Raw genomic sequence first — 26,165 nt, forward strand, 5'->3', positions numbered from 1 at the left:
AGCGTGCAGGCGTCGAGGGCGGGCAGATCGGCCATGTCGTCTTCGGCCACGTGATCAACACCGAGCCCCGCGACATGTACCTGAGCCGGGTCGCGGCGGTCCAGGCGGGTATTCCGAACGGCACGCCGGCCATGAACGTGAACCGCCTCTGCGGCTCGGGCGCCCAGGCGGTTGTCTCGGCGGTGCAGGCCCTGATGCTGGGCGACGCCGAACTGGCGCTGGCGGGCGGCGCGGAATGCATGAGCCGCTCGCCCTATATCCTGCCCGCCGCCCGCTTCGGGCAGAAGATGGGCGACACCCGCGCCATCGACATGATGACCGGCGCGCTGACCTGCCCCTTCGGCACTGGCCACATGGGGGTGACGGCGGAAAATGTCGCGGCCCAGTATGGCATCACCCGCGCCGATCAGGACGCCTTCGCGCTGGAAAGCCAGACCCGCGCCGCCCGCGCCATCGCCGAGGGGCGCTTCGCCGACCAGATCGTCCCCGTCGAGATCGGCGGCAGGAAGGGTCCCGTCACCTTCGCGGTGGACGAACACCCGAAGACCACCAGCATTGAGGCGCTGTCAGGCCTGCGCCCGGCCTTCCAGAAGGACGGCACGGTGACGGCGGGCAATGCGAGCGGAATCAACGACGGGGCGGCGGCGCTGGTCCTGTCGCGAAGCGCGAAGGGCAGCCGCGCCCGCGTCATGGGCTACGCGCTGGCCGGAGTGGACCCGAAGGTGATGGGCCTTGGCCCGATCCCGGCGGTGCAGGCGCTGTGCGGGAAGCTTGGCGTGAAACCCCAGTCCTTCGACGTGGTGGAATCGAACGAGGCCTTCGCCGCCCAGGCCCTCGCCGTCTCCCGCGCGCTGGACCTCGACCCGGCCCGCGTCAACCCCAACGGCGGCGCCATCGCGCTTGGCCACCCGGTCGGGGCCACCGGCGCGATCCTGGTGGTCAAGGCGCTTTGCGAACTGGAACGGACCGGCGGCCGCACCGCCCTGATCACCATGTGCATCGGCGGCGGGCAAGGGATCGCTCTGGCCATCGAGCGGGCGTAGCCGATTTCTTTGAAGAAATCGTGCCGGAGCCTTCAAAGGCTCCGATCCGGAGTTTTCGAAAACTCCGGCGCTACCGCACCCGCACCTGCACCCGGTCCGACCGGCCTTCCGCGTCGATCACGCTCAGCGTCACGAAACCCGTGCCCGGCATCGCCAGCATCGCCTCGCGCGCGTCCGAGGCGACGACCACCGGCACCCCGTCGGCCAGCCAGGTGAAGGGCGCGGTCCCCCCCGCGACCTTCACCTTCAGGCCTGACGCCAGCAGCTCCACCTCGGCCCCGTCCGGCGGGAAGGACACCGCAGGCGCATCCGCCGCCGCCTCGAACACCGCCGACCGGGACCGGAACCGCTGCAACGGCTGCGGCAGGTCGGCGTTCGCCACCAAGAGGGTGGACTTCGGCGCAGGCGGCTGCCGGTCAAGCTTGCCTTTCAGCCGGTTGAAAGCCTGGAACAGCACCGGAGCCGCCACATCCGCGCCGAAGGCCCCCGGCACCGGCGTGCCATCCGCCCGTCCCATCCAGACCCCGACCACATGCTTGCCGTCGAAACCGATGGCCCAGGCATCGCGGTGGCCGTAGGAGGTGCCGGTCTTGTAGGCCAGCCGGTTCGACGGCGCGCCCGGCGGCGGTGCGAGGCCCGCCAGAATATCCCCCACCTCCCAGGCCGCAACCTCCGACACCACCCGCTGCCCCTCGGGCACCTCGGCATCCTGCCGCCAGGACAGGGGCCGCACCACGCCACCCCGCGCGATGGCCGCGTACAGCTGCACCATGTCGGCGAGCGTCACGCCCACGCCCCCCAGCGCAATCGCCAGCCCCGGCTTGTCGCCGGGAAACACCGGCTTCATCCCGGCCTTTTCCATCGCCGACACCAGCTTTGCAGGACCCAGCGCATCGGTCAGCGCGACGACGGGGATGTTGCGCGACAGCTGCAGGGCCTCACGCATACGGATCGTGCCCAGGTAGAGCTTGTCGAAATTCTGCGGCGCATAGGTGCCGAAGGACATCGGCTTGTCGTCGATCATCGTTTCGGGATGACCCAGCCCTTCGTCGAAGGCCAAAGCATAGACCAGCGGTTTCAGCGTCGATCCCGGGCTTCGCAGCGCCGTCGTCATGTCGACGAACCCCTGCCGCAGGTCGGCCTGATAGCCCGCCGATCCCACGCTGGCGAGGATCTCGCCCGAGGCATGGTCCGCCACCAGGATCGCCACCTGCAACCGCTCGCCGCGACCCGCCACCGCCTCCTGCGCCAGCAGCTCCAGCTTCTTCTGCAACCCGCCGTCGATGGTCAGGTGATGGGCAACCGCCTGCGGCTCCTCGGCCTTCGCCCGGTCGGCCAGATGCGGCGCCAACGCCGGGAAGGGTTTCCGCAGCCCCGGCACCGCCTCGCGTTTCGCCGCCTCCGCCTCCTCCGCGTCGATCACGCCTTCCGCCACCGCCCGCGCCAGCACCCGGCTCCGCGCCGCCTCGGCCCGGTCTGCCGCCCGGTCGGGACGGCGGCTTTCGGGGCTTTGCGGGATCGCGACCAGCAGCGCCGCCTCTGCCGGGGTCAGGCGATAGGGCTCCTTCCCGAAATAGCTGATCGAGGCAGCCCGCACCCCTTCAAGGTTGCCGCCGAAGGGCGCGAGATGCAGGTAAAGCTGCAGGATCTGGTCCTTCGACAGCCGCCGCTCCAGCGCCAGCGCGACCCGCATCTGCCGCAGCTTTCCGCCGACTTCGCCGGTCGTCCCCTCCTCCAGCAGTCGCGCCACCTGCATGGTCAGGGTCGAGCCGCCCGAGACGACATGCCCGTTCCACACCGCCTGCAACGCCGCCCGCAGGACCGACCGCGGGTCCACCCCGGAATGCGCGCGGAACCGCTTGTCCTCGTAGGCCAAGAGCATCTTCAGATACAGCGGATCGACCTTGGCGGGCGGCAGGGCCAGCCGCCAGCGGCCATCGGCCACCGTATAGGCGCGCAGCAGATCGCCATCGCGGTCCAGCACCTCGACCGACATCTCCAGCGCGAGCGGTGGCAGCACCGTCGCGTCGATCCAGGCATCGAAACGGTCCCGGCCCAGGGCGGCAAGCCAGAGGCCCGCCGCCAGAACGATGATCCACCGCGCGCGCATGATCAGAAACCCCGTCCCGGGCCTGACCCGGGACCTCGCGCCGATCCGGTCGCGACGCCCAAGGCAGGCAGAGGCCCCGGATCAGGTCCGGGGCGGGCGGCCCTGGAAGCCTCACCTTCCCTCCCCACCGGGAGGAGGAGAGGCGCATATGCCCGACCGCGCCCCATGATCACTTGGTGATCGTCAGCTCGCCCGTCTCGCTCCGCGCCCGGAAGTCCGGCCGGTACATGTCCTCGACCGAGGCCGCCGGGTGGTGGAACGTGCCGGGGCTGACCGCGCGGACCACATAGGCCAGCTTGAACGGCTGGTCCGAGGACCAGTCGACCGCCGTGATGAAGCGGTCCTGCCGGAACTCGGAATGCGCCACCTCGTTCAGCGCATCCAGCCAGGACAGCTCCGAGGTGGACCCCGCCGACATCAGGTTCGGGTTGTCGATCTCGAACCCCGCCGGAAGCGGGTCCGAAACCATCAGCCGCGCCTCGCCATAGGCGAAGGGCGTCACCTCCAGCACCGTCACCAGCCGCGTCCCCGCCGCCACCTTGTCCAGCGCCACTTCCTCGCCGGTCATCGTGTAATAGGTCCGGGTGATGGCATAGCCGTTGCCCCCCGCCGGTTCCGGCTCGGACGGCACGCCATAGGTGGTCACGGTGACGGTCGTATCCCCGCCGTCGTTCTTCACCACCACCGGCGTGACCGCGCCCGCGTCCAGCACCCGCACCAAAGGCCCATCGGCGGGCTTGCCGTCGATGGTCACGCCCTCCGCCCCCGGCCGGTCGATCAGCGCATTCGTCGCCAGCAGCGCCCAGGTCGCCTCCTGCGTCGAAAGGTTGGTGCCCTGCGTGGCGATCCGGTCGGTCAGCGCCTCGCGGTCCACCGCCTGCGACCCGGCCTCGACCGCCAGCGTCAGCAGCGCCGCCGCGTCGCGGTAGCGGGTGCCATAGTCCACCCGCCAGATCTGGCCCTGCTCCGGCTCCAGCGCCTCCATCTTCGCCACCGCCTTGCGGAACATCGCATCCGCCCGCGCCTGGTCGCCGTAAGAGGCCAAGGCCGCCCCCAGTTGCCCTTGCGCCAAGGGGGTCGCAAAGTCATCCCCCTTCACGTCGGCATAGTAGCGCAGGTCGCCGATCGCCGCCGCGCCTTCGCGGGCCAGCACCATCAGCGCATAGGCCAAGGCCTCACCGCCGCCGTTCGTCTCGGCGCTGAAGTCCGGGGCGTAGTTCACCTGGTTGCGCAGGTTCGCCAGCGCGTTCCTGAACGCCACGTCCGGCACCTGATAGCCCTGCGCCTTCGCCCGGCTCAGGAAGTCGGTGACATAGGCGTCCAGCCAGAAGTCGCCCTCGCCCGGCCCCCACAACCCGAAGCCGCCGGTCGAGGACTGGTTCGCCAGGATTTCCACCACCGCCTCGTCGATGCGCTTCTGGATGTCCTCGGCGCCCTTCAGGTCCATCACCTGCGCCACTTCGTCGAAGTAAAGAAGCGGCAGCGCCTTCGAGGTCATCTGCTCGGTGCAGCCATAGGGATAGCGATCCAAGGCCGCCAGAAGACCCGGCGCATTCAGCCGCGCCAAGGGGCCGACCGCCATCACCGCCTTGCCCGAGCCCGGGACCAGCCCGGCGAAGACATTCTCGTCGAAGGTGAAGGTCTGGCCCTTCTTCAGCTCCAGCCGACTGATCCGAGCCACTTCGGGGTCGTTCACCTGCACCGGCACGGTCAGGGTCTTCTTCAGCACCTTGCCGTCCGGCGTGGTCAGGCTGACCTCGATGGTCTGATTGCCCACCGCGCCCGCCGTCACCGGCACCTCGAACACCGCCTTGGCCTTGTCGCCCAGATCGAAGCCCGCAGGCACCTCGCCCAAAGTCAGGCCCGAAGCCGTCACGTCCAGTCCCATCCGGCCCGAAGGTCCGGTGGCATGAACCACTTCCAGCAGCAGGCGGCTGGTATCGCCGGGAGACATGAAGCGCGGGACCGAGGCCGTCACCACCACCGGATCGCGCACCAGCACGTCCGCAGATGCCTGCCCGACGCCGGTCTTCGACCAGGCCACCGCCATCACCTTCACCGTGCCGTTGAAGCTCGGCAGGTCGAAACTCGCACGGGCATAGCCGTCCGCCCCAACCGTCACCGGCCCGGTGAAATAGGCCACCAGTTCTTCCGTGGGCGGAGGCGCCTGCAGCCGCGCCTGCGCGCCCGCGTCGCCGCCGGAACGGACCTCGCCCGTCGCCCCGTTCAGCCCGTCGATCAACCGGCCATAGATATCGCGGATGCCCACGCCCAGCCGCCGCTGGCCGAAGTAATAGTCGCTCGGGTCCGGCGCCTCGAACCCGGTCAGGTTCAGGATGCCCACGTCAACGGCGGCGATGGTGACATAGGCCGTCTCGCCCGCCGTCACCCCGTCGACCTTCACCGCCACATCCAGCGGCCCGCGCGGCGCGGCTTCCGCCGCCACCTCGACCTTGGCCTCAAGCGCCCGCGCGCCGGGGTCGATCGCGGCATGGGTCAGCCCCAGCGCCCGCGCCGGGTTGCGCCCCGCCGCCACATCCATCGGCCGCAGGACCGAGGCCGTCACATAGACCCCCGCGCCCCATTCGTCCGTCACCGGCAAGGTGATCAGGTTCTCGCCCTCCTTCACCTCGACCGCCTGCATCGCCACCAGCCGGTTCGACAGCACCGTCACCAGCGCCGTCCCCGCCGCGCGCGGCACGATCCGCAGCGTCGCGGTGTCGCCCGGCTTGTAGGCGGGCTTGTCCAGCGACAGCTCCAGCGTGTCGGGCGTGGCCGAGGCATCGGCGGGCGCATACCAGCCCGCGTAGAACTCCATCGACGTGGAGGCCTTGCCGCCGTCAGACCGCTCGACCACCAGCTCATAGGTGCCCCAGGTCACATCCGCCGCGATCTCCACCGGGGCCGACCCAAGGTTCGACGTGCCCTCGACCACCACTTCGCGGCTCACCACCGGCTCCCAGCTCCAGTTGCCGTAGCTCTGGTACCACTGGTAGTCATAGTTCACTCGGTTGACCGTCCACTTCACCGGCAAGCCGACCATCGCATCGTCCTGCACCGCGATGATCTGGAACCGCGCCTCGCCGCCCTCCGGCGCAACGCCGCCCTGGAACAGGGGCTTCACCCCGATCATCGGATCGGCCGAAGAAATCGCCTTGGTGACCTCCCGCTCCACCGGACGGCCCGAGCCCTCCGCGACGCGGATCGTCACCTGCGCCTCCAGCGGGCGGTGCGGGTCCTCGATCATCGGCAGGTAGACCGGCAGGGTCGCATTGCCCGCCCCATCGGTCTCGGCCCCGTTCAGCGATTCCATCTGGGCGCTGAACGGCTGGTCATGCCGCCCGAAGACATAGCCCGGGAAAGCGGCCAGCCCGTCGGCGGCGCGCAGCAGCACCTCGCCCTCGATGGCCAGCCCCGCACCGGGCGCCCCGAACAGGTACTTCGCCGCCACGGTCAGATCGACCGCCGAGTCGCGACCCACGAACAGCGGCTCGTCCGCCAGCGTCAGGTCAAAGTCGATGCGCTCCGGCAGGAAATCCTCGACCAGAAAGGTCTTCGACGCCAGCGCCGGGGCCTCCAGATCGGCATACATCTCCAGCCGCCACACCCCGCGCGGCGCGCTGCCCGCGATGGGAAGCGAGAACACATGCCCGCCCGCGCCCTGATCCTCGACCAGTTGCCGCGAATATTCCACGCCATCGGGGCGGCTGAGAACCGCCGTCAGCGGCAACCCTTCGACCGCCGCCTGTTCCGCATCGCGGGCAAGTGCTGTGACATAGACCGTCTCGCCCGCACGATAGGCGCCCCGGTCGGTGGTCACGAACACATCCACCGGAGGTGCGGCTTCGCGGCCCTCCACGCCCCGGTCGGACAGGTCGAACTCCGGGTCGGTCAGCGACAGGAAGGCGATGTCCTCGGTCCCGTCCTTGACCACCACCATCGCCGGGGCAGACCCGCCCGCACCGCGCGTCAGCCCGGCATCGAAGCGGGCATAACCCTGGTCATCGGTCGTGGCCGTCCCCAGCACGGTGTTCGCGCGGTTCAGCAACTCGACCGAGACGCCCGCCTTGGCCCCCGCCGTGCCCAGCGAGCGGACAAACACATGCAGCCCATCGACCCCCGACATCGTCGTGACCCCAAGGTCCGAGACGACGAACCACTGCCAGCCCGGCGGAATGGTGTAGGGATCGACCCCCGGCACTTCCGCCTTCAGCGCATAGATCCCCGCCGGAAGCCCCTCCAGCGCCTCGCCCAGGGGCAGGCGGGTGGTCACGTCCTTGTTCACCTCCTGCGCCACGGTGGCATGACCCGTCCACAGCTCTTCGCCCACCGTGTCGGCGAACATCTCCTCGGAATAGACGTTGATCGGCGCGCCGAAATAGTAGTCCTGCACCGAGCGCAAGAGGTTCCGGTCCGTCACCCGGTACAGCGTCAGGTCAAGCTTCTCGGTGTTCACCGTCTCGACCGGCAGCGCTGGATCGCCCGCCTTGGGCAGCACATAGCCCCGACCCGGGAACTTCACGCCCGGAGCCCGGTCGCGGATGTATTGCGTGATCTCGACAGCCTTCGCCATCGTCTGCCCGTCGGCGGCGGGAAGCCCCTCGCGGAAGGTCACCGTATAGCGCTTGCCATGCTCCAGCCCCGCCACGCAGAGCTGCCGCCAGCCGCCGTTTTCCACCACCATCCCGGCTTCGGGCAGCTGCACGAAGGTGGAATAATCCACCCCCGAGGCGACCAGATCCTCGCTGAACGTCACGCAGATGCGCGGCCGCGCCAGATCGGACTGCACCAGCGTCTCGGCAATGCGGAACCCGTATTTCCCGATCGCATCATCCAGAAGCGCCGCCGTATCCACCCGCTCCTGCAACGACTGCGCCAGCCGCAGCGCCGAAACGGTATCCCGTCCCCGCCCGTTCCGCTCCAGCACCTCGCCCATCGTCAAGAGGATCGTATGCCGCAGGGCCGGGCTCTCCGCCCGCAGATAGGCGTTGATCGACGACAGGAACGCCTGGTTGAAGAAATAGCCCGACTGGTTCGGGTCCGCGATCCCCGCCTGCAACTGCCGCCGCGCGAACTCGCCCCAGGTGGCCGCGTCATCCGTCAGGTTCAAGGCCGCCCCGGTATAGGCCGCCGCCCCCGCCCAGTCGCCCCCGGCTTCCGCCTCAGCCGCCGCCGCCAGATGCTCTTCCGCCGTCCAGGGGCCCGTCGTATGCTGCCGCCCCAGCCCCTGCGCCTGGTCGAAGGCAGGCTGGATGTCCCAGTCCGGCAGGAACGCGATTTCCCCCCGCCGCGCCTTCGCCGCCTCGCGCAGGGCCTTGTCCGCCTCGATCACCGTGGCCGAGAAGGCACCCGCGAAATAGGCCCCTTCGCCCGGCCCGTTCTTCACGAAGCAGGACCCGTTCTTGGTGTTGTAGACATAGGCCGTGCAGCGCGCATTGGTCACGCAGGCGCGCTCACAGGCCTCGATGGTGGTGTCGAAGATCGACGCGATGTCGCCCCCCGGCAGGTCCTGGTCCTGCGTCACGACGAATCGCCGCTCGGGGATCAGATCCTGCGCCGAGGCCAGCCCGGCCCCACCCAGAAACGCCGCCGCAATCGCCGCTTTCAGAAACCAACGCATCGAAAATGCCTCCCAATGGATTGGCGGAATTGTCGCATGGCCCGGCACATGGTGGCAAGCGCACCCCAATCTCTTTCAGCGTTAAGCCTTGGTTCATCTTGGCTTGCGAGGGTAGTCGCGAAAACCGGACGTTGCGGCCCCCGCAGCCCGGCAACAGGCAGAATGTCGGCTGGGAAGCGATGGATCTTTCGGAACGTCTGGTCAGGGAACGGCGCGCACGGCTGGCAGCCGAACGCCTTCTCGAACAGAAAAGCCGGGAACTTTTCGCCGCCAACGAAAAGCTTGCCATCCACGCGCGGTCCCTGTCCGACCAGATCGTCGAACAGCGCCAGGTGGTGAAATCCGCGCTCTCCCAGGCCGAAACGCTCAAGGACCAGAACCTGCGCTTCGTCGAGGATCTCGACCGCGCCCATACCGCCGCCGTCATGGCCGAACGCCGCCTCTGGGACGCGCTGGAAACCATAAACGACGGCTTCGCCGTCTTCGACAGCGCCAAGCGGCTGGTCAGCGCCAATGCCGCCTGGATCGGCCCGCTGGACAGCAAGCTTGTCGCCCCCGGCTGCCCCTATGACGAGATCATCCGCCACTCCGCCGAAACCATCATCGACCTCGGCGACGAGACGCCCGCCGATTTCGTCGCCCGCATGCTGGCGCGGATCGACGGCGATCCGATCGAACCCGTCACCCTGAAACTCCGCGACGGCAGCTGGATCAAGGTCCAGGAACGCCGCGCCCGCGATGGCGACCTCGTCTGCCTCGCCATCGACATCACCGAACAGATGCGCATCTGGGCGGCCATCGACGTCTTGCCCGATGGCTTCGTCCTTTTTGACCGGGAGGAACGGCTTTTGGCCTGCAATCAGCGATACCGCGACATGTTCCCCGACTCTGCCCCGATGGCGCAGCCCGGCATCACCTTCGAGGCGCTCTTGCGCCACGGCCTGAAGAACGGCCACGTCCCCCAGGCTATCGGGCGCGAGGAAGACTGGCTCGCCGACCGCCTCGCCCATTTCCGCGCCGCCGATACCAGTGCCGAGAACACCCTCGCCAACGGACGGGTCATCGTGGAATCCGACCATGTCACCCCGGACGGCGGCCGCGTCGGGCTGCGCACCGACATCACCGCGATCCGCGACCAGCAGGCGCAGCTCGAATCCGCCCGCAAGGCCGCCGAAGCCGCGAACCGTGCCAAATCCGCCTTCCTCGCCAACATGAGCCACGAGATCCGCACGCCGATGAACGGCGTCGTCGGCATGGCCGAGCTTCTCTGCGACACCGCTTTGTCCGAGGAACAGCGCCTGTTTGCCGAAACCATCCGCTCCTCGGGCGAGGCACTTCTGGTCATCATCAACGACATTCTCGACTACTCCAAGATCGAGGCCGAACGGCTGACCCTCCGCCCCGAACCCTTCGACCTCGAACGCACGATCCACGAGGTCACGATGCTCCTCCAGCCCCGCGCGCGGGAAAAGGGCATCGACCTGATGATCGACTTCGACATGTTCCTGCCCACCCGCTTCGTCGGCGATCCGGGCCGCTTGCGGCAGGTGCTGACCAACCTGATCGGCAATGCCGTGAAATTCACCGAAAAGGGCCATGTCCTGACCCGTGTGGTGGGCGTGGACGACGCCGAGGGCACCCAGACCCTGCACGTCACGGTGGAGGATACCGGCATCGGCATCGCGCCGGACTACCTCGACCACATTTTCGGCGAGTTCAACCAGGTCGAGGATGAGCGCAACCGAAAGTTCGAAGGCACCGGGCTGGGGTTGGCCATCACCCGCCGCCTGATCGAACACATGGGCGGCGCGGTCTGGGTCGACAGCGATGTCGGCACCGGTTCCAGCTTCGGCTTCCGCATCACCCTGCCGGTGGCCGAGGATGCCGCTCCGGTGCAGGTTCCGGTCAGCGTCAAGCGGGTGATCGCGGTCGACGACCAGTTCATCAACCGCACGATCCTGGAACGCCAGCTCGCCCCCTGCGGGATCGAGGTGACGCTTTGCCGCTCCGGCGCCGAGGTGCTGGAGCGACTTGCGCAGGACCCGGACTACGACGTGGTGCTGACCGACCACGCGATGCCCGAGATGGACGGGGTCCAGCTTCTCGACCATATCCGCGTCGCCGGTCACAAGCTGCCGGTGATGCTGCTGTCGTCCAACCCCACCGGCCTCGGCACTCTGGCGCATGACTTCGCGGCGATCCTGCAAAAGCCGATCCTGCGCTCCGACCTCTACCGCCACCTGCAAGGCCTGACCGCCCCTGCGGCAGAGGTGGCCCCGCCCGAAGCCCCGCCCTTGCCCTCGAACCTGCGCCAGATGCGGGTGCTGGCAGCCGAGGACAACCGCACCAACCAGCTTGTCTTCCAGAAGATGGTCCGCGACATGGACATCGACCTGCGCTTCGCCGACAACGGCCGCCTCGCGGTGGAGCTGTTCGGGACCTTCCATCCCGACCTGGTCTTCATGGACATCTCTATGCCCGAGATGGATGGGAAAGAAGCCGCCCGCACGATCCGGGCGATGGGATCGCAGGTTCCGATCGTGGCGCTGACCGCCCACGCGATGGAGGGCGACGCCGAGGCGATCCTCGCCGCAGGGATCGACCGCTACCTCACGAAACCCCTGCGCAAGACCGCCATCGAGGGGGCGCTTGCCGAATACCGCCCCCCCGAAGCCCGGCCCCCGGTGTCAACCCCGGAAGAGAGTGCCGCCTGAACGTAGGTCGGGGTTCACCCCGACTCTGCCCGCCAACCTGCATCCGTCGCCTCAGGGCCGCGAACACCGCACCTGCCCAACCCGTAGGTCGGGCTTCAGCCCGACTCTTCCACGCTCCCTCGGCGCGACAATACCGCGCCGAAAGAAAACCAGAACATTACCAAATGCCTAACGTCCGCAACCAACCCATTGAAATCATTCACACCAAAATTCTGTCCACCGTGGACACCCGCGCTCACCCCTCCCGCAGCACCGCCAGGAAGGCCTCCCCGAACCGCTCCACCTTTTGCTCCCCCATCCCCTGGATCGCCACCAGCTCCCCCAGCGTCGAGGGCCGCCGCTCGGCAATCGCCCGCAGGGTGGAATGGGTGCAACTCAGGTATTTCCCCGTCCCGTCCTCCCCCCTCGCCAGCGAAAGCTGCACCTCTGCCAGCCGGTCGAACAAGGCCCCCTCCGGCCGCCCGACCAGCTTCATCCGCGCCGGGTGCATCCCCTCCGCAGCCCCGGTGATCACCTCCAGGAACGCCGCCCCATAGCTCTCCAGCTTCCGCGCGCCCACCCCGGTGATCCCGGCCATCTGGTCCAGATTGCCAGGCTTCTTCTCCGCCATCTCGATCAGGGTCTTGTCCGGGAAAACCACATAGGCCGGCACGTTCTGTGCCTCCGCCAGCGCCCGCCGCTTCGCCTTCAGAAGCGCCAGCAGCCCGGCATCCTCCTCCGCCACCTGCGCCCGCACCACCGGCTCCCGCTCGCCCGCCGCCACCACCGTGTCGCGCCGCAGCGTCACCGAAGCCTCCCCCCGCAGCACGGGCCTGGCCGCTTCCGTCATCCTCAGCGCGCCGTGCCGGTCGGGGTCCGGGCGGACGAGGTCGCGGCCCATCATCTGCCGGAACACCGCGCCCCAGGCGGGTTTCGACAGGTCGCGGCCCACCGCGAAGGTCGGCAACTGGTCGTGCCCCCTCTCCCGCACTTTCTGGGTGACCGAGCCGGTCAGGATGTCGATCAGATGTCCCGCCCCGAACCACTCCCCCGTCCGTAGGATCGCCGACAAAGCCTTCCGCACCGCCTCGGTCGCGTCGAACAGCAAGGCCGGTCGGTCACAAAGATCGCAGTTCCCGCAAGGCTCCGCCGTCTCGCCAAAATAGCCGAGCAGCACCTGACGGCGGCAGCCCAAGGCCTCGGCCAGCCCCAGCAGCGCGTTCAGCCGGGCGTGGTCAGCCGCCTTGCGGTCCGGCGGGGCCGCCCCCTCATCGATCTGGCTCCGCCGCAGCCGGATGTCGTCGGGGCCGTAGAGCGTCATCGTCTCGGCGGGGGAGCCATCGCGCCCGGCGCGGCCGATTTCCTGATAATAGGCCTCGATCGACTTCGGCAGGTCGGCATGGGCGACCCAGCGGATGTCTGGCTTGTCGATCCCCATTCCGAAGGCGATGGTCGCCACCACGATCAGCCCATCCTCGCGCTGGAACCGCGCCTCGACCCGGCGGCGCTCGTCCGCCTCCATCCCGCCGTGATAGGCCACCGCCTCATGCCGCGCCTCGCGCAAGGCCTGGGCCAGCGTTTCGGTCTTCGACCGCGTCGCGCAGTAGACGATGCCGGACTGTCCGCGCCGCGCGCCCGCAAAGCGCAGGACCTGTTCGCGTGGCTTGTCCTTGACCGCGAAGGCCAGGTGGATGTTGGGCCGGTCGAAGCCCCGCAGGAAGGTGACCGGGGCCTCGCCGTCGAACAGACGGGTGACGATCTCGGCCCGCGTCTCCTCGTCCGCCGTGGCGGTGAAGGCGGCGAGCGGCACCCGCAGGCTGCGGCGCAACTCGCCGATCCGCAGATAGTCGGGGCGGAAGTCATGGCCCCACTGGCTGACGCAATGCGCCTCGTCCACCGCGATCAGGCTGCATTTCGCCCGTCGCAAAAGCGCCAGCGCCCCGCCTGAGGCCAGCCGCTCCGGCGCCATGTAGAGAAGCTTCAGCCGCCCCTCGTCCACAGCGCGGAAGACCTCTTCGGTTTCCTCCTCGGTATTGCCCGAGGTCAGCGCCCCCGCCTCGACCCCCGCCGCCCGCAAGGCGCGGACCTGATCCCGCATCAGCGCGATGAGCGGCGAGATGACGACCGTCACCCCCTCGCGGCAGAGCGCGGGAAGCTGGAAGCACAAGGACTTGCCCCCGCCCGTTGGCATGATCGCCAGCGTGTTGCGCCCTTCCAGAACCGATTGCACGATCTCGGCCTGGCCGGGGCGGAAATCCGGGAAGCCGAAGACCGAATGCAGCAGCCGGGAAGCGCCGTCCACGCCGCGGCTCAGAGGAAGGCGGCGATGTTGTTCCGCAGGACGATCTGCAGGGCGTAGATCGCGATCAGCACCGCCAGCGGCGCGAGGTCGAGGCCCCCCATCGGCGGCAGGATGCGCCGGACGGGGGCATAGAGCGGCTCCAGAAGCCGGTTCAGCCCGTCCCAGATTTGCCGGACCAGCGGCTGCCGGATGTTCAGGACCTGGAAGTTGACCAGCCAGCTCATGATGACCTGGGCCAGGATCAGGAACTGCGCGATCTGCAGGATCATCATCAGGATCTGGTAGAGCGAGGTCATCGGGCACTCCATCTGGACTGCGCCACAGGTAGCGGCAGGGACGGGCAAGGGCAATGGCTTCCGCAGCGTTCTGCTTGACGACAGGTGAAGGCCGGGCCAGTTGGGCGACAGACCCGGAGGCCCCGATGTACCCTTTCCTGCGCATGTTCAAGGAACTGGCCCGCGCGAGGGCCATGCCGCCCTTGGGCCTGTTCGACACCCATGTCAGCCATCACCTGTGCTGGCCCTGGGACCTCGACCCCTGGGTCGAGCTGAACAACGGCCGCACGCTGACGCTCTACGACCTGGGCCGCCTGCCGCTTGGGGCGCGGACCGGTATCCACGGCATCCTGAAGGCGAAGGGCTGGGGGATGACCGTGGCGGGGTCATCGGTGCGCTACCGCAAGCGGGTGACGGTGTTCTCGAAGCTCACGACCTACAGCCGCTGCCTCGGCTGGGATGACCGCTTCCTCTACATGGAACAGTCGATGTGGAAGGGCGGGGACTGCACCTCGCAGGCGCTGATCCGGTCGGCGATGGTGTCGAAGGCGGGGATCGTGCCGCCTGCGGAACTGGCGAAGGCGGCGGGGATCTCGACCATCAGCCCCGGGCTGCCGGACTGGGTGCAGGCCTGGATCGAAGCCGAGGCGACCCGGCCCTGGCCTCCCGTGCGATAGGCAAGCGTCAGCGACACCCGTAGCCTTCGCTTGCGCCGTCCCGCGTTTCCGGCTTCACTTCGCGGAAAACAGGGGGCAGGCATGGCAACGGCACGGCAGCGGATCTGGGGCTGGTATTTCTTCGACTGGGCCAGCCAGCCCTACAACACGCTGCTTCTCACCTTCATCTTCGGCCCCTATTTCGCCGAGGTCGCCCGCGGCTACTACATGGGCACGGGCCTTGACGAAGAGGCCGCGAAGGCCGCCGCTCAAGGCCTTTGGGGCTTCTGGTACGCCTGCTTCTCGCTGATCATCGCCTGCCTTGCGCCCGTCCTTGGCGCCGTCGCGCAGGGGACGGGACGCAGGTTGATCTGGGTCTGGCTCTTCTCCGCCCTCTATGTCTTCGGGGCCTTCAGCCTGTGGTATGTCGCGCCGGGGGGCGAGCTGGACATGCTGCGCCGGGGCGCGATCCTGTTCGGGATCGGCCTCATCGGGATGGAATTCGCGACGATCTTCACCAATGCGCTGATGCCCTCGCTGGCCGAAGGCGACGATATCGGGCGCATCTCGGGGTCAGGCTTCGCGTTCGGCTACCTCGGCGGGCTGGTGGCGCTTTTCGTCATGCTGTCGCTCTTTGCCGACAATGCCGACACCGGCAAGACGCTGATCGGCATCGACCCGATCTTCGGCTTCGACACCGAGGCGCGCGAGGGCACCCGCTTCGTCGGCCCCTTCACGGCGATCTGGTTCGTGGTCTTCATGATCCCCTTCGCGCTTTGGGTGCGCGAACCCCACGGCGGGGCCGGGTCGCTGCATGTCGGGCGGGCGCTGGCCAGCCTGAGAGAGACGATCCGCAGCCTGCGATACCGCCGCAGCCTCTCGGCCTATCTCGGTTCGGCTTTGGCCTACAGCGATGCCCTGACCGGCATCTATGCCTTCGGCGGGGTCTATGCCTCGAACGTGCTGGGCTGGTCGATCACCCAGATCGGCGTCTTCGGCATCCTCGGCGGGGTGACGGCGATGGTCGCCAGCTGGGTCGGTGGGCGGCTGGATGCGCGGTTCGGGCCGAAGCCGGTGATCGTGGGCTGCCTTCTGGTCCTGCTGGTCGTCTGCGTGGTCATCGTCGGCATGGACCGCGAGCAGCTTTGGGGCCTTCCGCTGGACGAGGCTTCCTCGACCCCCGACCTGATCTTCTACATCTGCGGCGGGCTGATCGGCGCAGCTGGCGGGCCCTTGCAGGCGGCAAGCCGGACGATGGTGCTGCGCCACACCACCCCCGACCGCGCGACCGAGGCTTTCGGGCTCTTTGCCCTCTCCGGCAAGGTGACAAGCTTCGTCGCCCCCGCGCTGATCACCCTGGCAACCGCCGCGACCGGCAGCGCGCGGCTTGGGATTTCGCCGATCATCCTGTTGTTCCTGATCGGCCTCGTCCTGCTACTCTGGGTTCACCCGAAGGGAGAGATGCCCGCATGACCTTCACCCGCATCCTTCTGATTTCCCTGGCCCTTGCCGCCCCGGCCCATGCCGAGAAACTGGCCAACAAGCTCTTCGGCGCGATGGCGGACCCGTCGAACCAGGATTCGATGCCCATCGGCAGTTACGCCAAGGGCTGCGGTGCAGGGCTGGTGGAGCTGCCGGAAACCGGCCCCACCTGGCAGGCGATGCGGCTGTCACGTCACCGCAACTTCGGCCAGCCGGCGATGATCCAGTTCCTGATGGACCTCTCGGCCACCGCCCGCGACATCGGCTTCGGCAAGGGGCTCTACATCGGCGACATCAGCCAGCCGCGCGGCGGGCCGATGACCAGCGGCCACGCCAGCCACCAGATCGGCCTCGACGCCGACATCTGGATGCTGCCGCCGCAGAGCCTGACCCTGACCGAGGCGGAGCGCGAGGAGATCAGCTCGATCCCCGTCCGCTCGGCGGACCAGCGGTCAGTCACGGAAAACTGGACCAAGGTCCACCGCGAGCTGCTGAAGCAGGCCGCGCTCGACCCCCGCGTCGACCGCATCTTCGTCGCGGCCGCGGTGAAGATCGAGATGTGCCGCACCGCCAAGGCCAAGGACAAGAAGTGGCTGCAGAAGATCAGGCCCATCGCGGGCCATGACACGCATTTCCACGTCCGCCTGAAATGCCCCAAGGGCGCGAAGCTGTGCCAGACGCAAAGCCCGACAGTGGCCGAGCTGTCGAAAGGCGGCGATGGCTGCGACGAGACGCTGACCTGGTGGGTGACGGACTACCTGAACCCGCCCAAGGCCGACCCGAACAAGCCCAAGGACGAAGAGGGGCCGAAGAAGAAGGGCCCGCGCGAGTTCACGATGGCCGACCTGCCGAAGCAGTGCAAAGGCGTGCTGGCCGCGGACTGAGGTTGACTTGGGGCCTGCCATCGGCATAGATCGCGCCCGCCCAACCGGGCCAAGTCTCCGCGACCTTGTCAAAACGGAAAGCAACATGCGCATCCTTCTTCCCGGCATCCTTGCGATGGCGATCATCGTCGTCGCCTCGAACATCCTCGTCCAGTATCCCTTGGGCGCCTTCCTGACCTGGGGGGCCTTCACCTACCCCTTCGCCTTCCTGGTGAACGAGATCGTGAACCGCTTCGAGGGCCCTGCCGCCGCCCGCAAGGTGGTGCTGGTAGGCTTCGCCACGGGGATCGTCTGCTCCTTCATCGGCACGCAGGTGCAGGGCGAGTTCGGCCCGTTGGTGACACTCCGCGTCGCCCTCGGCTCCGGCACGGCCTTCCTTGCCGCACAGCTGCTGGACATCACCGTCTTCAACCGCTTCCGCCGCGGCCTCTGGTGGAAGGCGCCGCTGATCTCTCCGGTCATCTCCTCCACCCTCGACACCGCGATCTTCTTCACCATCGCCTTTTCGGCGGCGCTGACCTTCCTGGAGCCCGGCGTCGACCTGTCCTGGGCGACGCAGCCGACCCCCCTTCTGGGCCTTGGTCCCGAGGCCCCGTTCTGGGTGTCGCTGGCCGTTGGTGACTGGTTGGTGAAGCTTCTGCTGGCCGGGGTGGCATTGTTGCCGTTTCGCCTGGCACTCGCCCGGTGGGCCGCAAAGGTTGCGTGAATTGTTTTGACAAACACAAAATCTGTGTCACGCTCCCCCTATCGGCAACCATTTGAAAGGAGGTGATCCAGTGTCTAGAGTGATATTGGAGAGAGGTGTCGGGACAGTCGGGAGGCGTATTTTCTAAGGGCAGCCCCTGGGAAATAAACCACCGGTTGGATTTGGATGCCTAACTGGCCCATCTCCTTGGATCTCGGAAAGGGTTGCCCGAAACAAGGCAGCCCTTTCTCTATTTTGGCTGAAACCAAAAAAAATTTCGCGAAAATTTTTTGGCTCGCCGCACAGTAAAGCCCGCGTCATAACCGCAATATGCTGCACGTCACCGAAACCCTGACCATCGCCGAATGGGAGTTGAGCGAAAGCTTCATGCGGGCCTCCGGTCCCGGCGGGCAGAACGTCAACAAGGTCTCGACCGCCGTCGAACTGCGCTTCGAGGCGGAACGCTCGCCGCATCTGGCGCCCGGCGTGAAGGCGCGGCTGAAGAAGCTGGCCGGGCGGCGCTGGACCACCGAAGGCGCCATCGTGCTCCAGGTCGACGAAACCCGAAGCCAGGCCCGCAACCGCGACATCGCGCGGGAGCGTCTGGTCGAGATGATCCGCGCCGCGCTGGTCGCCCCCAAGCGCCGGATCGCGACGAAGCCCACCCTCGGCAGCCAGCGCCGCCGGATCGCGGCGAAGACCCAGCGTGGCGAGGTCAAGGCCCTGCGCGGCAGGATCGGGGACGAGGAATGACCCCGCTTGAGACCGCCGCGCGGGCCTGGGGCGCCCGCGTCCTGCGCACCCTGCGCGACCGCGAGAACCACGTCTGTGAATGCGCCCTGCCCTCGGGCGACCGCGCCGCGCTGCGCCTGCACCGGGCGGGCTACCAGTCCCCCGCCGCCATCCGGTCCGAGCTTTGGTGGTGCGCCGAACTGGCCCGCGCAGGCTTGCCGGTTCCCGCCGCGCTCCCTGCGCTGGACGGCCAGTTTCTCGTCAGTCTGCCCGATGGCCGCCAGGCCTCGGTCATTGCCTGGATCGAGGGAGAGGCTCTGGGCGAGGCGGCGAAGCCCTTCACCCGCCCGCTGCCCGAGGTGCTGGACGCCTATCATTCCCTCGGTCAGCTTCTGGCGCGAGTCCACCAGACCACCGACCGGCTGACCCTGCCCGAAGGCTTCACCCGCCCGCGCTGGGATCTGGAGGGGCTTGTCGGCGACCAGCCGCACTGGGGCCGGTTCTGGGAGCATCCCGCCGCCACCCCCGACCAGCGCGCCATCCTGATCCGCGCCCGCGATGCCCTGCGCGAGCGTCTCACCGGCGAGATCGGTCTGATCCATGCCGACGTGTTGCGGGAAAACGTACTGGTGAACGGTCGTTCGGTATCGTTGATCGACTTCGACGACTCGGGCTTCGGCTTCCGCCTTTACGACCTCGGCACCGCCCTGGTGCAGACCGTCTACCACCCCGAGCAGCCGCAGCTTCGCGCCGCGCTTATGGCGGGCTACGGCACCACCGACGAGCCGATGGTCAAGGCCTTCACCCTGGCCCGCACCCTGGCCTCGGTCGGCTGGACCATGCCGCGCCTGCAACCCGACGACCCCATTCACAAAAGCCATCTCGCCCGCGCGGTGATGGTCGCCGGGCAGGTCCTCGGTCCCCCGTAACGCCAACGGAACAGATTGCGGAAACCTTCGTGACCGGCTAGTCAGCGCGCCTGAACGCAGGTCCACGCCCGGAGAGTCGCCATGTTCAAGCTCATCAAGGCCATCATGCCGCGGTCGGACAATTTCTTCGACCTGTTCGAGGCCCAGGCCCACAAGGCGCAAGAGGCGGCGCAGACCCTGCGGGCGATCCTCGACGGCGGCCCCGACACGGCGGACACATGCACGCGCCTTTCCACGCAAGAGGAAGAGGCCGACCAGATCAGCTACGAGGTGATGCAGTCGATCCGCCGCAGCTTCATTACCCCCTTCGACCGCTCCGACATCAAGGCGCTGTCCACCTCGCTGGACGACGCCATCGACCAGATGAACAAGACCGGCAAGACGGTGATGCTCTACGACGTGGCCGCCTTCCAGCCCAACATGCGCGCGATGGGCGACCGGATCATCCTTCTGGCCAACATCGTTGCCGACGCCCTGCCGCTGATGCGTGACATCGGCACCAACTCCGGCCGGTTGCACCAGATGGTCGGCGAGATCAGCCGGATCGAGGAACAGTCGGACCAGATGTACGACACCGGCCTGAAAGAGCTGTTCAAGGCCACGCCGAAGGATCAGGCGCTGGACTTCGTCATCGGGGCCGAACTTTACGACCGGCTGGAAAAGGTCTGCGACCGCTTCGAGGATGTGGCTCATGTGATGAGCGACATCGTGATCGAGCACGTCTGATGGACGCGGGTTCCGTCACCTTCCTGCTGGTCTTCCTGATCGGCATCGCCTTCCTGTTCGACCTGTTGAACGGGATGCATGACGCCGCGAACTCCATCGCCACCATCGTCTCGACGCGGGTGCTGTCACCCTTCCTGGCGGTCCTCTGGGCCGCCTTCTTCAACTTCGCCGCCTATTTCATCGGCCACCATTTCGGCTTCGAGGCCAAGGTCGCCTCGACCATCGGCAAGGGGCTGATCGACCCCGAGATGGTGACGAATGCGGTGATCTTCGGCGCGCTTATGGGGGCCATCGTCTGGAACGTGATTACCTGGCGGCTGGGGATCCCCTCGTCCTCCTCGCACGCGCTGGTCGGCGGGATCGTCGGCGCGGGTGTGGCGAAGGCGGGCTTCCCGGCGATCCAGTGGGCAGGCCTGTCGAAGACGCTGATCGCCATCGTGCTGTCGCCCGTCACCGGCTTCGTGCTGGGCATCCTGCTGGTCGTGCTGGTCAGCTGGCTTTTCGTCCGCGCCAACCCGGCCAAGACCGACGGCCTCTTCCGCAAGCTGCAGCTTCTGACCTCGGCACTCTACTCCATCGGCCACGGGTCGAACGACGCGCAGAAGACCGCCGGGATCATCGCGGTGCTGCTTTACGCCAACGGGTATTATACCGAGTTCACCGTCCCCGCCTGGGTCGTGCTGTCCTGCTTCACCATCATGGGGATCGGCACCATGCTGGGCGGCTGGCGGATCGTGCATACGATGGGATCGAAGATCACCCGCCTGACCCCGATGCAGGGCGCCTGCGCCGAAAGCGCCGGGGCGCTGACGCTGTTCGCGGCGACCTATCTGGGCGTGCCGGTCTCGACCACCCACACGATCACATCGTCCATCGTCGGCGTGGGGTCCGCCCGCCGGGTCCATGCCGTGCGCTGGGGCCTGGCCCGGCGGATCGTCTGGGCCTGGATGATCACCATCCCCGCCGCCGCAATGATGGGCGCACTGTTCTACGGAATCGGCGAGCTGTTCATCCGCTAGACCAGAACCTCCTGGACCTCCTGCTTGCCCACCCCGAACACCCGCTTGTAGCGCTCGACCTCGTCCTTCGGGCCCATCGCCTTGGCCGGGTTGTCCGACAGCTTGACCGTCGGCCGCCCGTTCGCCGACAAGGCCTTGCAGACCAGGCTGAACGGCGCCAGCGCGTCGCCCGCCACCAGCCCGCGAAAGTCGTTGGTCAGCATCGTGCCCCAGCCGAAGGACACCTTCACCCGTCCGTTGAACTGGGCATAGAGCGTCTCAATGGTATCCACATCCAGCCCGTCCGAGAAGATCACCAGCTTCTGCCGCGGGTCCTCGCCCCGCTCCTTCCACCAGCGGATCGCGATCTCGGCCCCCTTGGCCGGGTCGCCGGAATCGATGCGGATGCCGGTCCAGCCCGCCAGCCAGTCCGGCGCATTCTTCAGGAAGCCCTCGGTGCCGTAGGTATCGGGCAGGATGATCCGCAGGTTGCCCTCATGCTCTTCCTGCCAGTCGGCCAGAACGCGATAGGGGGCCTGACGCAGTTCCTCGTCGCTATTCGCCAAGGCACTGTAAACCATCGGCAATTCGTGGGCGTTGGTCCCGATGGCCTCGATGTCGCGACGCATGGCGATGCGGCAGTTCGAGGTGCCGGTGAACTTCGACCCCAGTCCCTCCTGCATCGCCTGCACGCACCAGTCCTGCCACAGGAACCCGTGCCGCCGCCGCGTGCCGAAGTCGGCGATCTTCAGCCCGTCGATCTGCTTCAGCCGCTCGATCTTCTCCCACAGCCGGGTCATCGCCCGGGCGTAGAGGACCTGCAACTCGAACTTGCCCATGTCATTCAGCACGGCGCGGGAGCGCAACTCCATCAGCACCGCCAGCGCCGGGATTTCCCACAGCATCACCTCGGGCCAGCGCCCCTCGAAGGTCAGCTCGAACTGGCCATCGCGCTTTTCCAGGTGATAGGCGGGCAGGCGCAGGCCTTCGAACCACTCCATGAAATCGGGACGGAACATCTGCCGCTTGCCGTAGAAGGTGTTCCCCCGCAGCCAGGTGCTTTCCCCCCGCGCCAGCGAGATGGTGCGCACATGGTCCAGCTGTTCCCGCAACTCGCCCTCGTCGATCAGGTCCGCCAGCCGCACCCTGGTGGAACGGTTGATGAGCGAGAACACCACGTTGGTGTCCGGCTTGTTGCGGAAAATCGACTGGCACATCAACAGCTTGTAGAAGTCGGTGTCGATCAGCGACCGCACGATCGGGTCGATCTTCCACTTGTGGTCCCAGACGCGGGTTGCAATGTCCACCATTTACGCCTCCAGCGCGACGTCGGCCGCGCGCATCTTGTCCCGTGCTTCGGCGAGGGAACCGTTCAGGTCGATGGCCCGTGTCGCGCCTTCCAGCACCGTCGCCCTGAACCCCAGCCGCGCCGCATCCAGCGCCGAATAGGCGACACAGTAGTCGGTGGCGAGGCCGACCAGCGTCACCGCCGTCACCCCCCGGCTGCGCAAGTAGCCCTCAAGGCCAGTCGGGGTGACATGGTCGTTCTCGAAGAAGGCGGAATAGCTGTCGATCCCGGCGCGAAAGCCCTTGCGGACAACCAGTTGCGCCGGATCGGTGCGCAAGGCCTTGTGGAATTCCGCCCCTTCCGTCCCCTGCACGCAATGCACCGGCCACAGCACCTGCGGGCCGTAGGGCATCTGGATCAGCGTGAAGGGCTGGGCGCCGGGATGGTTCGCCGCGAAGGACGAATGGTCCGCCGGATGCCAGTCCTGCGTCAGCACCACGGTCGCGAAATCGCTCATCAACCCGTTGATCCGGCTGATGATTTCATCGCCCCCCGCCACGGCCAGGGCACCGCCGGGGCAGAAGTCGTTCTGCACGTCGATCACGATCAGCGCTTCATTCGCGGGTTTCACCGGCGGCCTCCCTCGTTCACCCTTCTTGGTTAGGTCCGGGGGCGGGGTGCGTCAAGCGAAGCGCTTGAAATTCCGAAGGCTTGGGCGCAAAGGGGGGCCATGCTGACCGTCGCCGCCCTCTATCACTTCACCCGCTTCCCTGACCCCGCCGCGCTGAAGCCGGGGCTGCTGGAGACCTGTCAGGCGCAGGACGTCAAGGGATCGCTCCTGCTGGCGCGCGAGGGGATCAACGGCACCATCGCCGGAACGCGGCAGGGGATCGACGCGGCGCTGGCGGCGATCCGGGCCTTGCCTGGGTGCGAGGGGCTGGAGTGGAAGGAAAGCTTCGCGGATTCAATGCCTTTCGGGCGGATGAAGGTGAAGCTGAAGCGCGAGATCGTGACGATGGGGCAGCCGGACGTGGACCCCTTGGCGCGGGTGGGGAACTATGTGGCGGCCCAGGACTGGAACGCCTTGATCAGCGACCCCGAGACGGTGGTGATCGACACCCGGAACGACTACGAGGTCGCCATCGGCACCTTCCAAGGCGCGGTGGACCCCGGAACCCGCGCCTTCGGCGAGTTTCCCGACTGGTGGCAGGCGAACCGGAACCGCTTCGCGGGCAAACGGATCGCCATGTTCTGCACCGGGGGCATCCGTTGCGAGAAATCGACGAATTACCTTCTGGGCCAAGGGGTTAATCAGGTCTACCACCTGAAGGGCGGCATCCTGAAATACCTGGAGGATGTGCCGGAGTCGGAAAGCCTGTGGCAGGGCCAGTGCTTCGTCTTCGACGACCGGGTGTCGGTCGGGCATGGGCTGGTGCCGGGTGGGTTGAAGGTCTGCGGTGCCTGCCGGAGGCCGGTGATGGCAGAGGATCAGGCCGCGCCGGAGTATGAGGAAGGCGTCTGCTGCCCGGCCTGCGCCGAGGAATACTCGACCGCCGACCGGGCGCGGTTTCGGGAAAGACACCACCAGATGCTGTTGGCGGCCAAACGCGGGACACTACATCTGGGAAGCGGTGCGCTGTAGCGCACCCTACGTCGCCCTATCCGCCAGCATGTCCTGCACCATCGGGATGACCTTCTCGCCGTAAAGCCGGATGCAGTCCATCAGGTCGGCATGCGGCACCGGGCCGGTGGAGTACTTCATGTCGAAGCGCTGGATCCCCAGCGCCTTCACCGTCTTCGCGATCTTCCGCGCCACCGTCTCGGGCGAGCCGACATAAAGCGCGCCGTGGTGGACTTCGGCGAGGTAGCGGTCCTTCGTCACCGGCGGCCAGCCCCGTTCGCTGCCGATGCGACCGAACATCTCGGCGTAATGCGGCCACAGCTTTTCCTGCGCGATTTCATCGGTTTCCGCGACGAAACCGGGGGAGTGGACGCCGATGGGCCGCACGGGTTTCTCCAACTGGGAGCAGGCGCGCTGGTAGAGGTCGACGTAAGGCGCGAAGCGCGCCGCATCGCCGCCGATGATCGCCAGCATCAGTTGCAGGTCCTGCCGGACAACACGGACCACGCTTTCGGGCGAGCCGCCGACGCCGACCCAGACCGTCATCGGTTGGCCCAGCGGCGGGAAAACCGGCTGGTCTTTCAACGGGCTACGGGTTTCGCCCGACCAGGTCACGCGCGGCTCGCGCAGGAGTTTGGCGAAGAGGTCAAGGCGTTCCTCGAACAGTTGGTCGTAGTCGTGCAGGTCATGCCCGAAGAGCGGATAGCTTTCGGTAAACGACCCGCGCCCGAGGATCGGTTCGGCGCGGCCGTTCGATAGCGCATTGAGGGTGGAGAAGCGCTGGAAGACGCGCACCGGATCGTCGGTCGACAGCACCGTGACGGCGGTGCCAAGCTTGATCCGGCTGGTGCGCCCGGCGATGGCGGCCAGCACGATTTCGGGCGAGGAGATCGCGAAATCGGGCCGGTGGTGTTCGCCCAAGCCAATGAAATCGATACCGATTTCGTCGGCGAGCGTGGCCTGGTCCAGCACGTCGCGCAAGACGCGGTCCATGCGTTGCGGCTGGCCGTCGGGGCCGACCGAGACATCGCCGAACGTATCGAGGCCGAGGGAGATGGGGGTCATGGGATGCTCCTTTCCGGCCAAGGTAGGGAGTGACCTGCGGGAAATGAATGCGGTTTTCGAGAGAGGGGCGGTTCGGCGGTGCACGGCGCGGTGCAAGCCCTTGTGAACGCTGGTTTAACCGATCAGCCTTGCGGCAATTTCGGCGTCTGCCTTCCGTCTGGAATGCGTATGGCTTCCATACATACGCGCGGATGTCCCGCAACCGATTAACCATAGCGGCGAATCGACGTCCGGGGCAGGTTGGCGGGCGAAGGAGACCGACATGACCTCACCCGAGAAGCTGGCCATCCAGATGGGCCTCGACATCCCCGACTTCGACCGCGACGGCTATTACGGCGCCGACTATGGCACGATGAAACCCTATCACCGGGTGGGCAGCCTGCTGTTCCTGTCGGGCCATGTTGCGCAGAGGGGTGCGGAGATTACCCACAAGGGGCGTCTGGGCCAGGACGTGACGGTGGAGCAGGGCTACCTTGCCGCCCGCCAGACCGGGCTGAACGTGCTGGGCGGCATAAGGCAGGCCGTGGGGTCGCTGGACCGGGTGAAGGGGATCGTGCGCAGCCTGAACTTCGTCGTCTGCACGCCCGAATTCGAGGAGGTGCACAAGGTCTCAAGCGGCCTGTCGGACCTGTTCCTGGAGGTCTTCGGGCGCGAACGGGGGCTTGGCGGGCGGGCGACGATCGGGGTGATGGCGCTGGCGAACGGGGTCTGCTTCGAGACCTGGGTCACGGTCGAGGTGGAATAGCGCAGGCCGACGCGGAGATTGCTCCCGCGTTGCGCCGAAGACTGAGTAATTGGGCCAAGAGGAAGGGCCGGTGGGTTAGAAGGGCCGGTCGGCGGGCAGGCCGGGCGCGGGGCGCGGGGCGAGGAGGCTGTGGAGCCGGGCCATCGCGGCGCGCCAGACTGCCTTGCGGGCGGTGCGCCGCGCGTCCAGAAGTTCCGCCCGATGGTGGGCGTGCGGGTTCTTCGGTCGGCCATCGGTATGGTAGGGGCCGAGGTGGAGCAGATCAAGGTTGACGCCGTGCATGGCTTTCGTCCGGGAAGCAGGTTGCCGTA

The 26,165-nt window shown here is 67.4% G+C and carries 20 protein-coding genes; 12 read left to right on the forward strand and 8 right to left on the reverse strand.

The features are described 5' to 3' along the window. Nucleotides 1-1,043: beta-ketothiolase BktB (bktB, locus tag ACE3P6_RS12305; protein ID WP_374395394.1), on the forward strand; the 1,043-nt coding region annotated here is incomplete at its 5' end. Nucleotides 1,044-1,113: 70 nt separating this feature from the next. Here the strand turns inward: bktB and pbpC are convergent. Together pbpC and ACE3P6_RS12315 are read right to left on the reverse strand one after the other, a co-directional pair. Then, the gene (gene pbpC, locus ACE3P6_RS12310; RefSeq protein WP_374395450.1) at nucleotides 1,114-3,156 is read right to left on the reverse strand and encodes a penicillin-binding protein 1C; all 2,043 of its coding nucleotides are present in this window, start codon (nucleotides 3,154-3,156) and stop codon (nucleotides 1,114-1,116) included. A 166-nt stretch (nucleotides 3,157-3,322) separates the two neighbouring features. Beyond that, nucleotides 3,323-8,773, reverse strand: coding sequence for an alpha-2-macroglobulin family protein (locus ACE3P6_RS12315; RefSeq protein ID WP_374395396.1), 5,451 nt, complete (start codon nucleotides 8,771-8,773; stop codon nucleotides 3,323-3,325). A gap of 179 nt (nucleotides 8,774-8,952) precedes the next feature. Here ACE3P6_RS12315 and ACE3P6_RS12320 point away from each other — a divergent pair, with 179 nt between their 5' ends. Continuing rightward, a complete protein-coding gene (locus tag ACE3P6_RS12320; RefSeq protein WP_374395398.1) occupies nucleotides 8,953-11,487 on the forward strand; it encodes a response regulator in 2,535 nt (844 codons plus the stop codon). 235 nt (nucleotides 11,488-11,722) lie between these two features. On the opposite strand, the gene recQ is transcribed toward ACE3P6_RS12320, so the two are convergent. Both recQ and ACE3P6_RS12330 read right to left on the reverse strand, forming a co-directional pair. After that, the gene (gene recQ, locus ACE3P6_RS12325; protein WP_374395400.1) at nucleotides 11,723-13,768 is read right to left on the reverse strand and encodes a DNA helicase RecQ; all 2,046 of its coding nucleotides are present in this window, start codon (nucleotides 13,766-13,768) and stop codon (nucleotides 11,723-11,725) included. A gap of 8 nt (nucleotides 13,769-13,776) precedes the next feature. Next, nucleotides 13,777-14,064 carry a YggT family protein gene (locus ACE3P6_RS12330; protein WP_374375979.1) on the reverse strand — a complete coding sequence of 96 codons (288 nt, stop codon included), beginning with the start codon at nucleotides 14,062-14,064 and terminating at the stop codon, nucleotides 13,777-13,779. A gap of 125 nt (nucleotides 14,065-14,189) precedes the next feature. Between ACE3P6_RS12330 and ACE3P6_RS12335 the strand changes: the two genes are divergently transcribed. The 8 genes from ACE3P6_RS12335 (at nucleotide 14,190) to ACE3P6_RS12370 (ending at nucleotide 21,156) form a co-directional block, all read left to right on the forward strand. Then, nucleotides 14,190-14,720, forward strand: a complete 531-nt coding sequence (locus ACE3P6_RS12335) for an acyl-CoA thioesterase (protein WP_374395402.1) — start codon at nucleotides 14,190-14,192, stop codon at nucleotides 14,718-14,720. Between the two features lie 81 nt (nucleotides 14,721-14,801). After that, on the forward strand, nucleotides 14,802-16,172 hold the full coding sequence (locus ACE3P6_RS12340; RefSeq protein ID WP_374395404.1) for an MFS transporter: 1,371 nt from the start codon (nucleotides 14,802-14,804) through the stop codon (nucleotides 16,170-16,172). After that, nucleotides 16,169-17,065: a penicillin-insensitive murein endopeptidase gene (mepA, locus tag ACE3P6_RS12345; RefSeq protein WP_374395406.1), complete on the forward strand. Its 897-nt coding sequence runs from the start codon at nucleotides 16,169-16,171 to the stop codon at nucleotides 17,063-17,065. Before ACE3P6_RS12340 ends, mepA begins: the two co-directional genes overlap by 4 nt. A gap of 85 nt (nucleotides 17,066-17,150) precedes the next feature. Beyond that, complete coding sequence (locus ACE3P6_RS12350; protein WP_374395407.1) at nucleotides 17,151-17,771, forward strand: queuosine precursor transporter; 621 nt, start codon at nucleotides 17,151-17,153, stop codon at nucleotides 17,769-17,771. Nucleotides 17,772-18,080: 309 nt separating this feature from the next. Next, complete coding sequence (gene arfB / locus ACE3P6_RS12355; RefSeq protein ID WP_374395411.1) at nucleotides 18,081-18,503, forward strand: alternative ribosome rescue aminoacyl-tRNA hydrolase ArfB; 423 nt, start codon at nucleotides 18,081-18,083, stop codon at nucleotides 18,501-18,503. Next, a complete protein-coding gene (locus tag ACE3P6_RS12360; RefSeq protein ID WP_374395413.1) occupies nucleotides 18,500-19,411 on the forward strand; it encodes a phosphotransferase enzyme family protein in 912 nt (303 codons plus the stop codon). Before arfB ends, ACE3P6_RS12360 begins: the two co-directional genes overlap by 4 nt. Before the next feature lie 81 nt (nucleotides 19,412-19,492). Then, entirely contained in the window at nucleotides 19,493-20,137 is a 645-nt protein-coding gene (locus tag ACE3P6_RS12365) for a DUF47 domain-containing protein (protein ID WP_374395415.1), read from the forward strand. After that, entirely contained in the window at nucleotides 20,137-21,156 is a 1,020-nt protein-coding gene (locus ACE3P6_RS12370) for an anion permease (protein WP_374395417.1), read from the forward strand. Before ACE3P6_RS12365 ends, ACE3P6_RS12370 begins: the two co-directional genes overlap by 1 nt. On the opposite strand, the gene pncB is transcribed toward ACE3P6_RS12370, so the two are convergent. Then, nucleotides 21,153-22,445, reverse strand: a complete 1,293-nt coding sequence (gene pncB / locus ACE3P6_RS12375; protein ID WP_374395418.1) for a nicotinate phosphoribosyltransferase — start codon at nucleotides 22,443-22,445, stop codon at nucleotides 21,153-21,155. The genes ACE3P6_RS12370 and pncB overlap by 4 nt on opposite strands. Continuing rightward, nucleotides 22,446-23,054: a bifunctional nicotinamidase/pyrazinamidase gene (pncA, locus tag ACE3P6_RS12380; RefSeq protein WP_374395420.1), complete on the reverse strand. Its 609-nt coding sequence runs from the start codon at nucleotides 23,052-23,054 to the stop codon at nucleotides 22,446-22,448. A gap of 99 nt (nucleotides 23,055-23,153) precedes the next feature. Between pncA and ACE3P6_RS12385 the strand changes: the two genes are divergently transcribed. Next, entirely contained in the window at nucleotides 23,154-24,065 is a 912-nt protein-coding gene (locus tag ACE3P6_RS12385; RefSeq protein WP_374395422.1) for a rhodanese-related sulfurtransferase, read from the forward strand. A 6-nt stretch (nucleotides 24,066-24,071) separates the two neighbouring features. Here ACE3P6_RS12385 and ACE3P6_RS12390 read toward each other — a convergent pair whose 3' ends face one another. Then, nucleotides 24,072-25,109, reverse strand: coding sequence for an LLM class flavin-dependent oxidoreductase (locus tag ACE3P6_RS12390; protein WP_374395424.1), 1,038 nt, complete (start codon nucleotides 25,107-25,109; stop codon nucleotides 24,072-24,074). Nucleotides 25,110-25,371: 262 nt separating this feature from the next. Between ACE3P6_RS12390 and ACE3P6_RS12395 the strand changes: the two genes are divergently transcribed. Next, nucleotides 25,372-25,854 carry a RidA family protein gene (locus ACE3P6_RS12395; protein ID WP_374395427.1) on the forward strand — a complete coding sequence of 161 codons (483 nt, stop codon included), beginning with the start codon at nucleotides 25,372-25,374 and terminating at the stop codon, nucleotides 25,852-25,854. 75 nt (nucleotides 25,855-25,929) lie between these two features. On the opposite strand, the gene ACE3P6_RS12400 is transcribed toward ACE3P6_RS12395, so the two are convergent. Next, nucleotides 25,930-26,136, reverse strand: coding sequence for a hypothetical protein (locus tag ACE3P6_RS12400; RefSeq protein WP_374395429.1), 207 nt, complete (start codon nucleotides 26,134-26,136; stop codon nucleotides 25,930-25,932). Nucleotides 26,137-26,165: the final 29 nt, after the last annotated feature.

The organism is Tabrizicola sp. (assembly GCF_041911175.1).
Taxonomy (GTDB): domain Bacteria; phylum Pseudomonadota; class Alphaproteobacteria; order Rhodobacterales; family Rhodobacteraceae; genus Tabrizicola.

Excerpts from the sequence above, each read along its gene's own strand:
- ACE3P6_RS12315 (WP_374395396.1), bottom strand. The coding sequence starts at position 8,773 with ATGCGTTGGTTTCTGAAAGCGGCGATTGCGGCGGCGTTTCTGGGTGGG.
- ACE3P6_RS12320 (WP_374395398.1), top strand. The coding sequence starts at position 8,953 with ATGGATCTTTCGGAACGTCTGGTCAGGGAACGGCGCGCACGGCTGGCA.
- ACE3P6_RS12330 (WP_374375979.1), bottom strand. The coding sequence starts at position 14,064 with ATGACCTCGCTCTACCAGATCCTGATGATGATCCTGCAGATCGCGCAG.
- ACE3P6_RS12335 (WP_374395402.1), top strand. The coding sequence starts at position 14,190 with ATGTACCCTTTCCTGCGCATGTTCAAGGAACTGGCCCGCGCGAGGGCC.
- ACE3P6_RS12340 (WP_374395404.1), top strand. The coding sequence starts at position 14,802 with ATGGCAACGGCACGGCAGCGGATCTGGGGCTGGTATTTCTTCGACTGG.
- mepA (WP_374395406.1), top strand. The coding sequence starts at position 16,169 with ATGACCTTCACCCGCATCCTTCTGATTTCCCTGGCCCTTGCCGCCCCG.
- ACE3P6_RS12350 (WP_374395407.1), top strand. The coding sequence starts at position 17,151 with ATGCGCATCCTTCTTCCCGGCATCCTTGCGATGGCGATCATCGTCGTC.
- arfB (WP_374395411.1), top strand. The coding sequence starts at position 18,081 with ATGCTGCACGTCACCGAAACCCTGACCATCGCCGAATGGGAGTTGAGC.
- ACE3P6_RS12360 (WP_374395413.1), top strand. The coding sequence starts at position 18,500 with ATGACCCCGCTTGAGACCGCCGCGCGGGCCTGGGGCGCCCGCGTCCTG.
- ACE3P6_RS12365 (WP_374395415.1), top strand. The coding sequence starts at position 19,493 with ATGTTCAAGCTCATCAAGGCCATCATGCCGCGGTCGGACAATTTCTTC.
- ACE3P6_RS12370 (WP_374395417.1), top strand. The coding sequence starts at position 20,137 with ATGGACGCGGGTTCCGTCACCTTCCTGCTGGTCTTCCTGATCGGCATC.
- pncB (WP_374395418.1), bottom strand. The coding sequence starts at position 22,445 with ATGGTGGACATTGCAACCCGCGTCTGGGACCACAAGTGGAAGATCGAC.
- ACE3P6_RS12385 (WP_374395422.1), top strand. The coding sequence starts at position 23,154 with ATGCTGACCGTCGCCGCCCTCTATCACTTCACCCGCTTCCCTGACCCC.
- ACE3P6_RS12390 (WP_374395424.1), bottom strand. The coding sequence starts at position 25,109 with ATGACCCCCATCTCCCTCGGCCTCGATACGTTCGGCGATGTCTCGGTC.
- ACE3P6_RS12395 (WP_374395427.1), top strand. The coding sequence starts at position 25,372 with ATGACCTCACCCGAGAAGCTGGCCATCCAGATGGGCCTCGACATCCCC.
- ACE3P6_RS12400 (WP_374395429.1), bottom strand. The coding sequence starts at position 26,136 with ATGCACGGCGTCAACCTTGATCTGCTCCACCTCGGCCCCTACCATACC.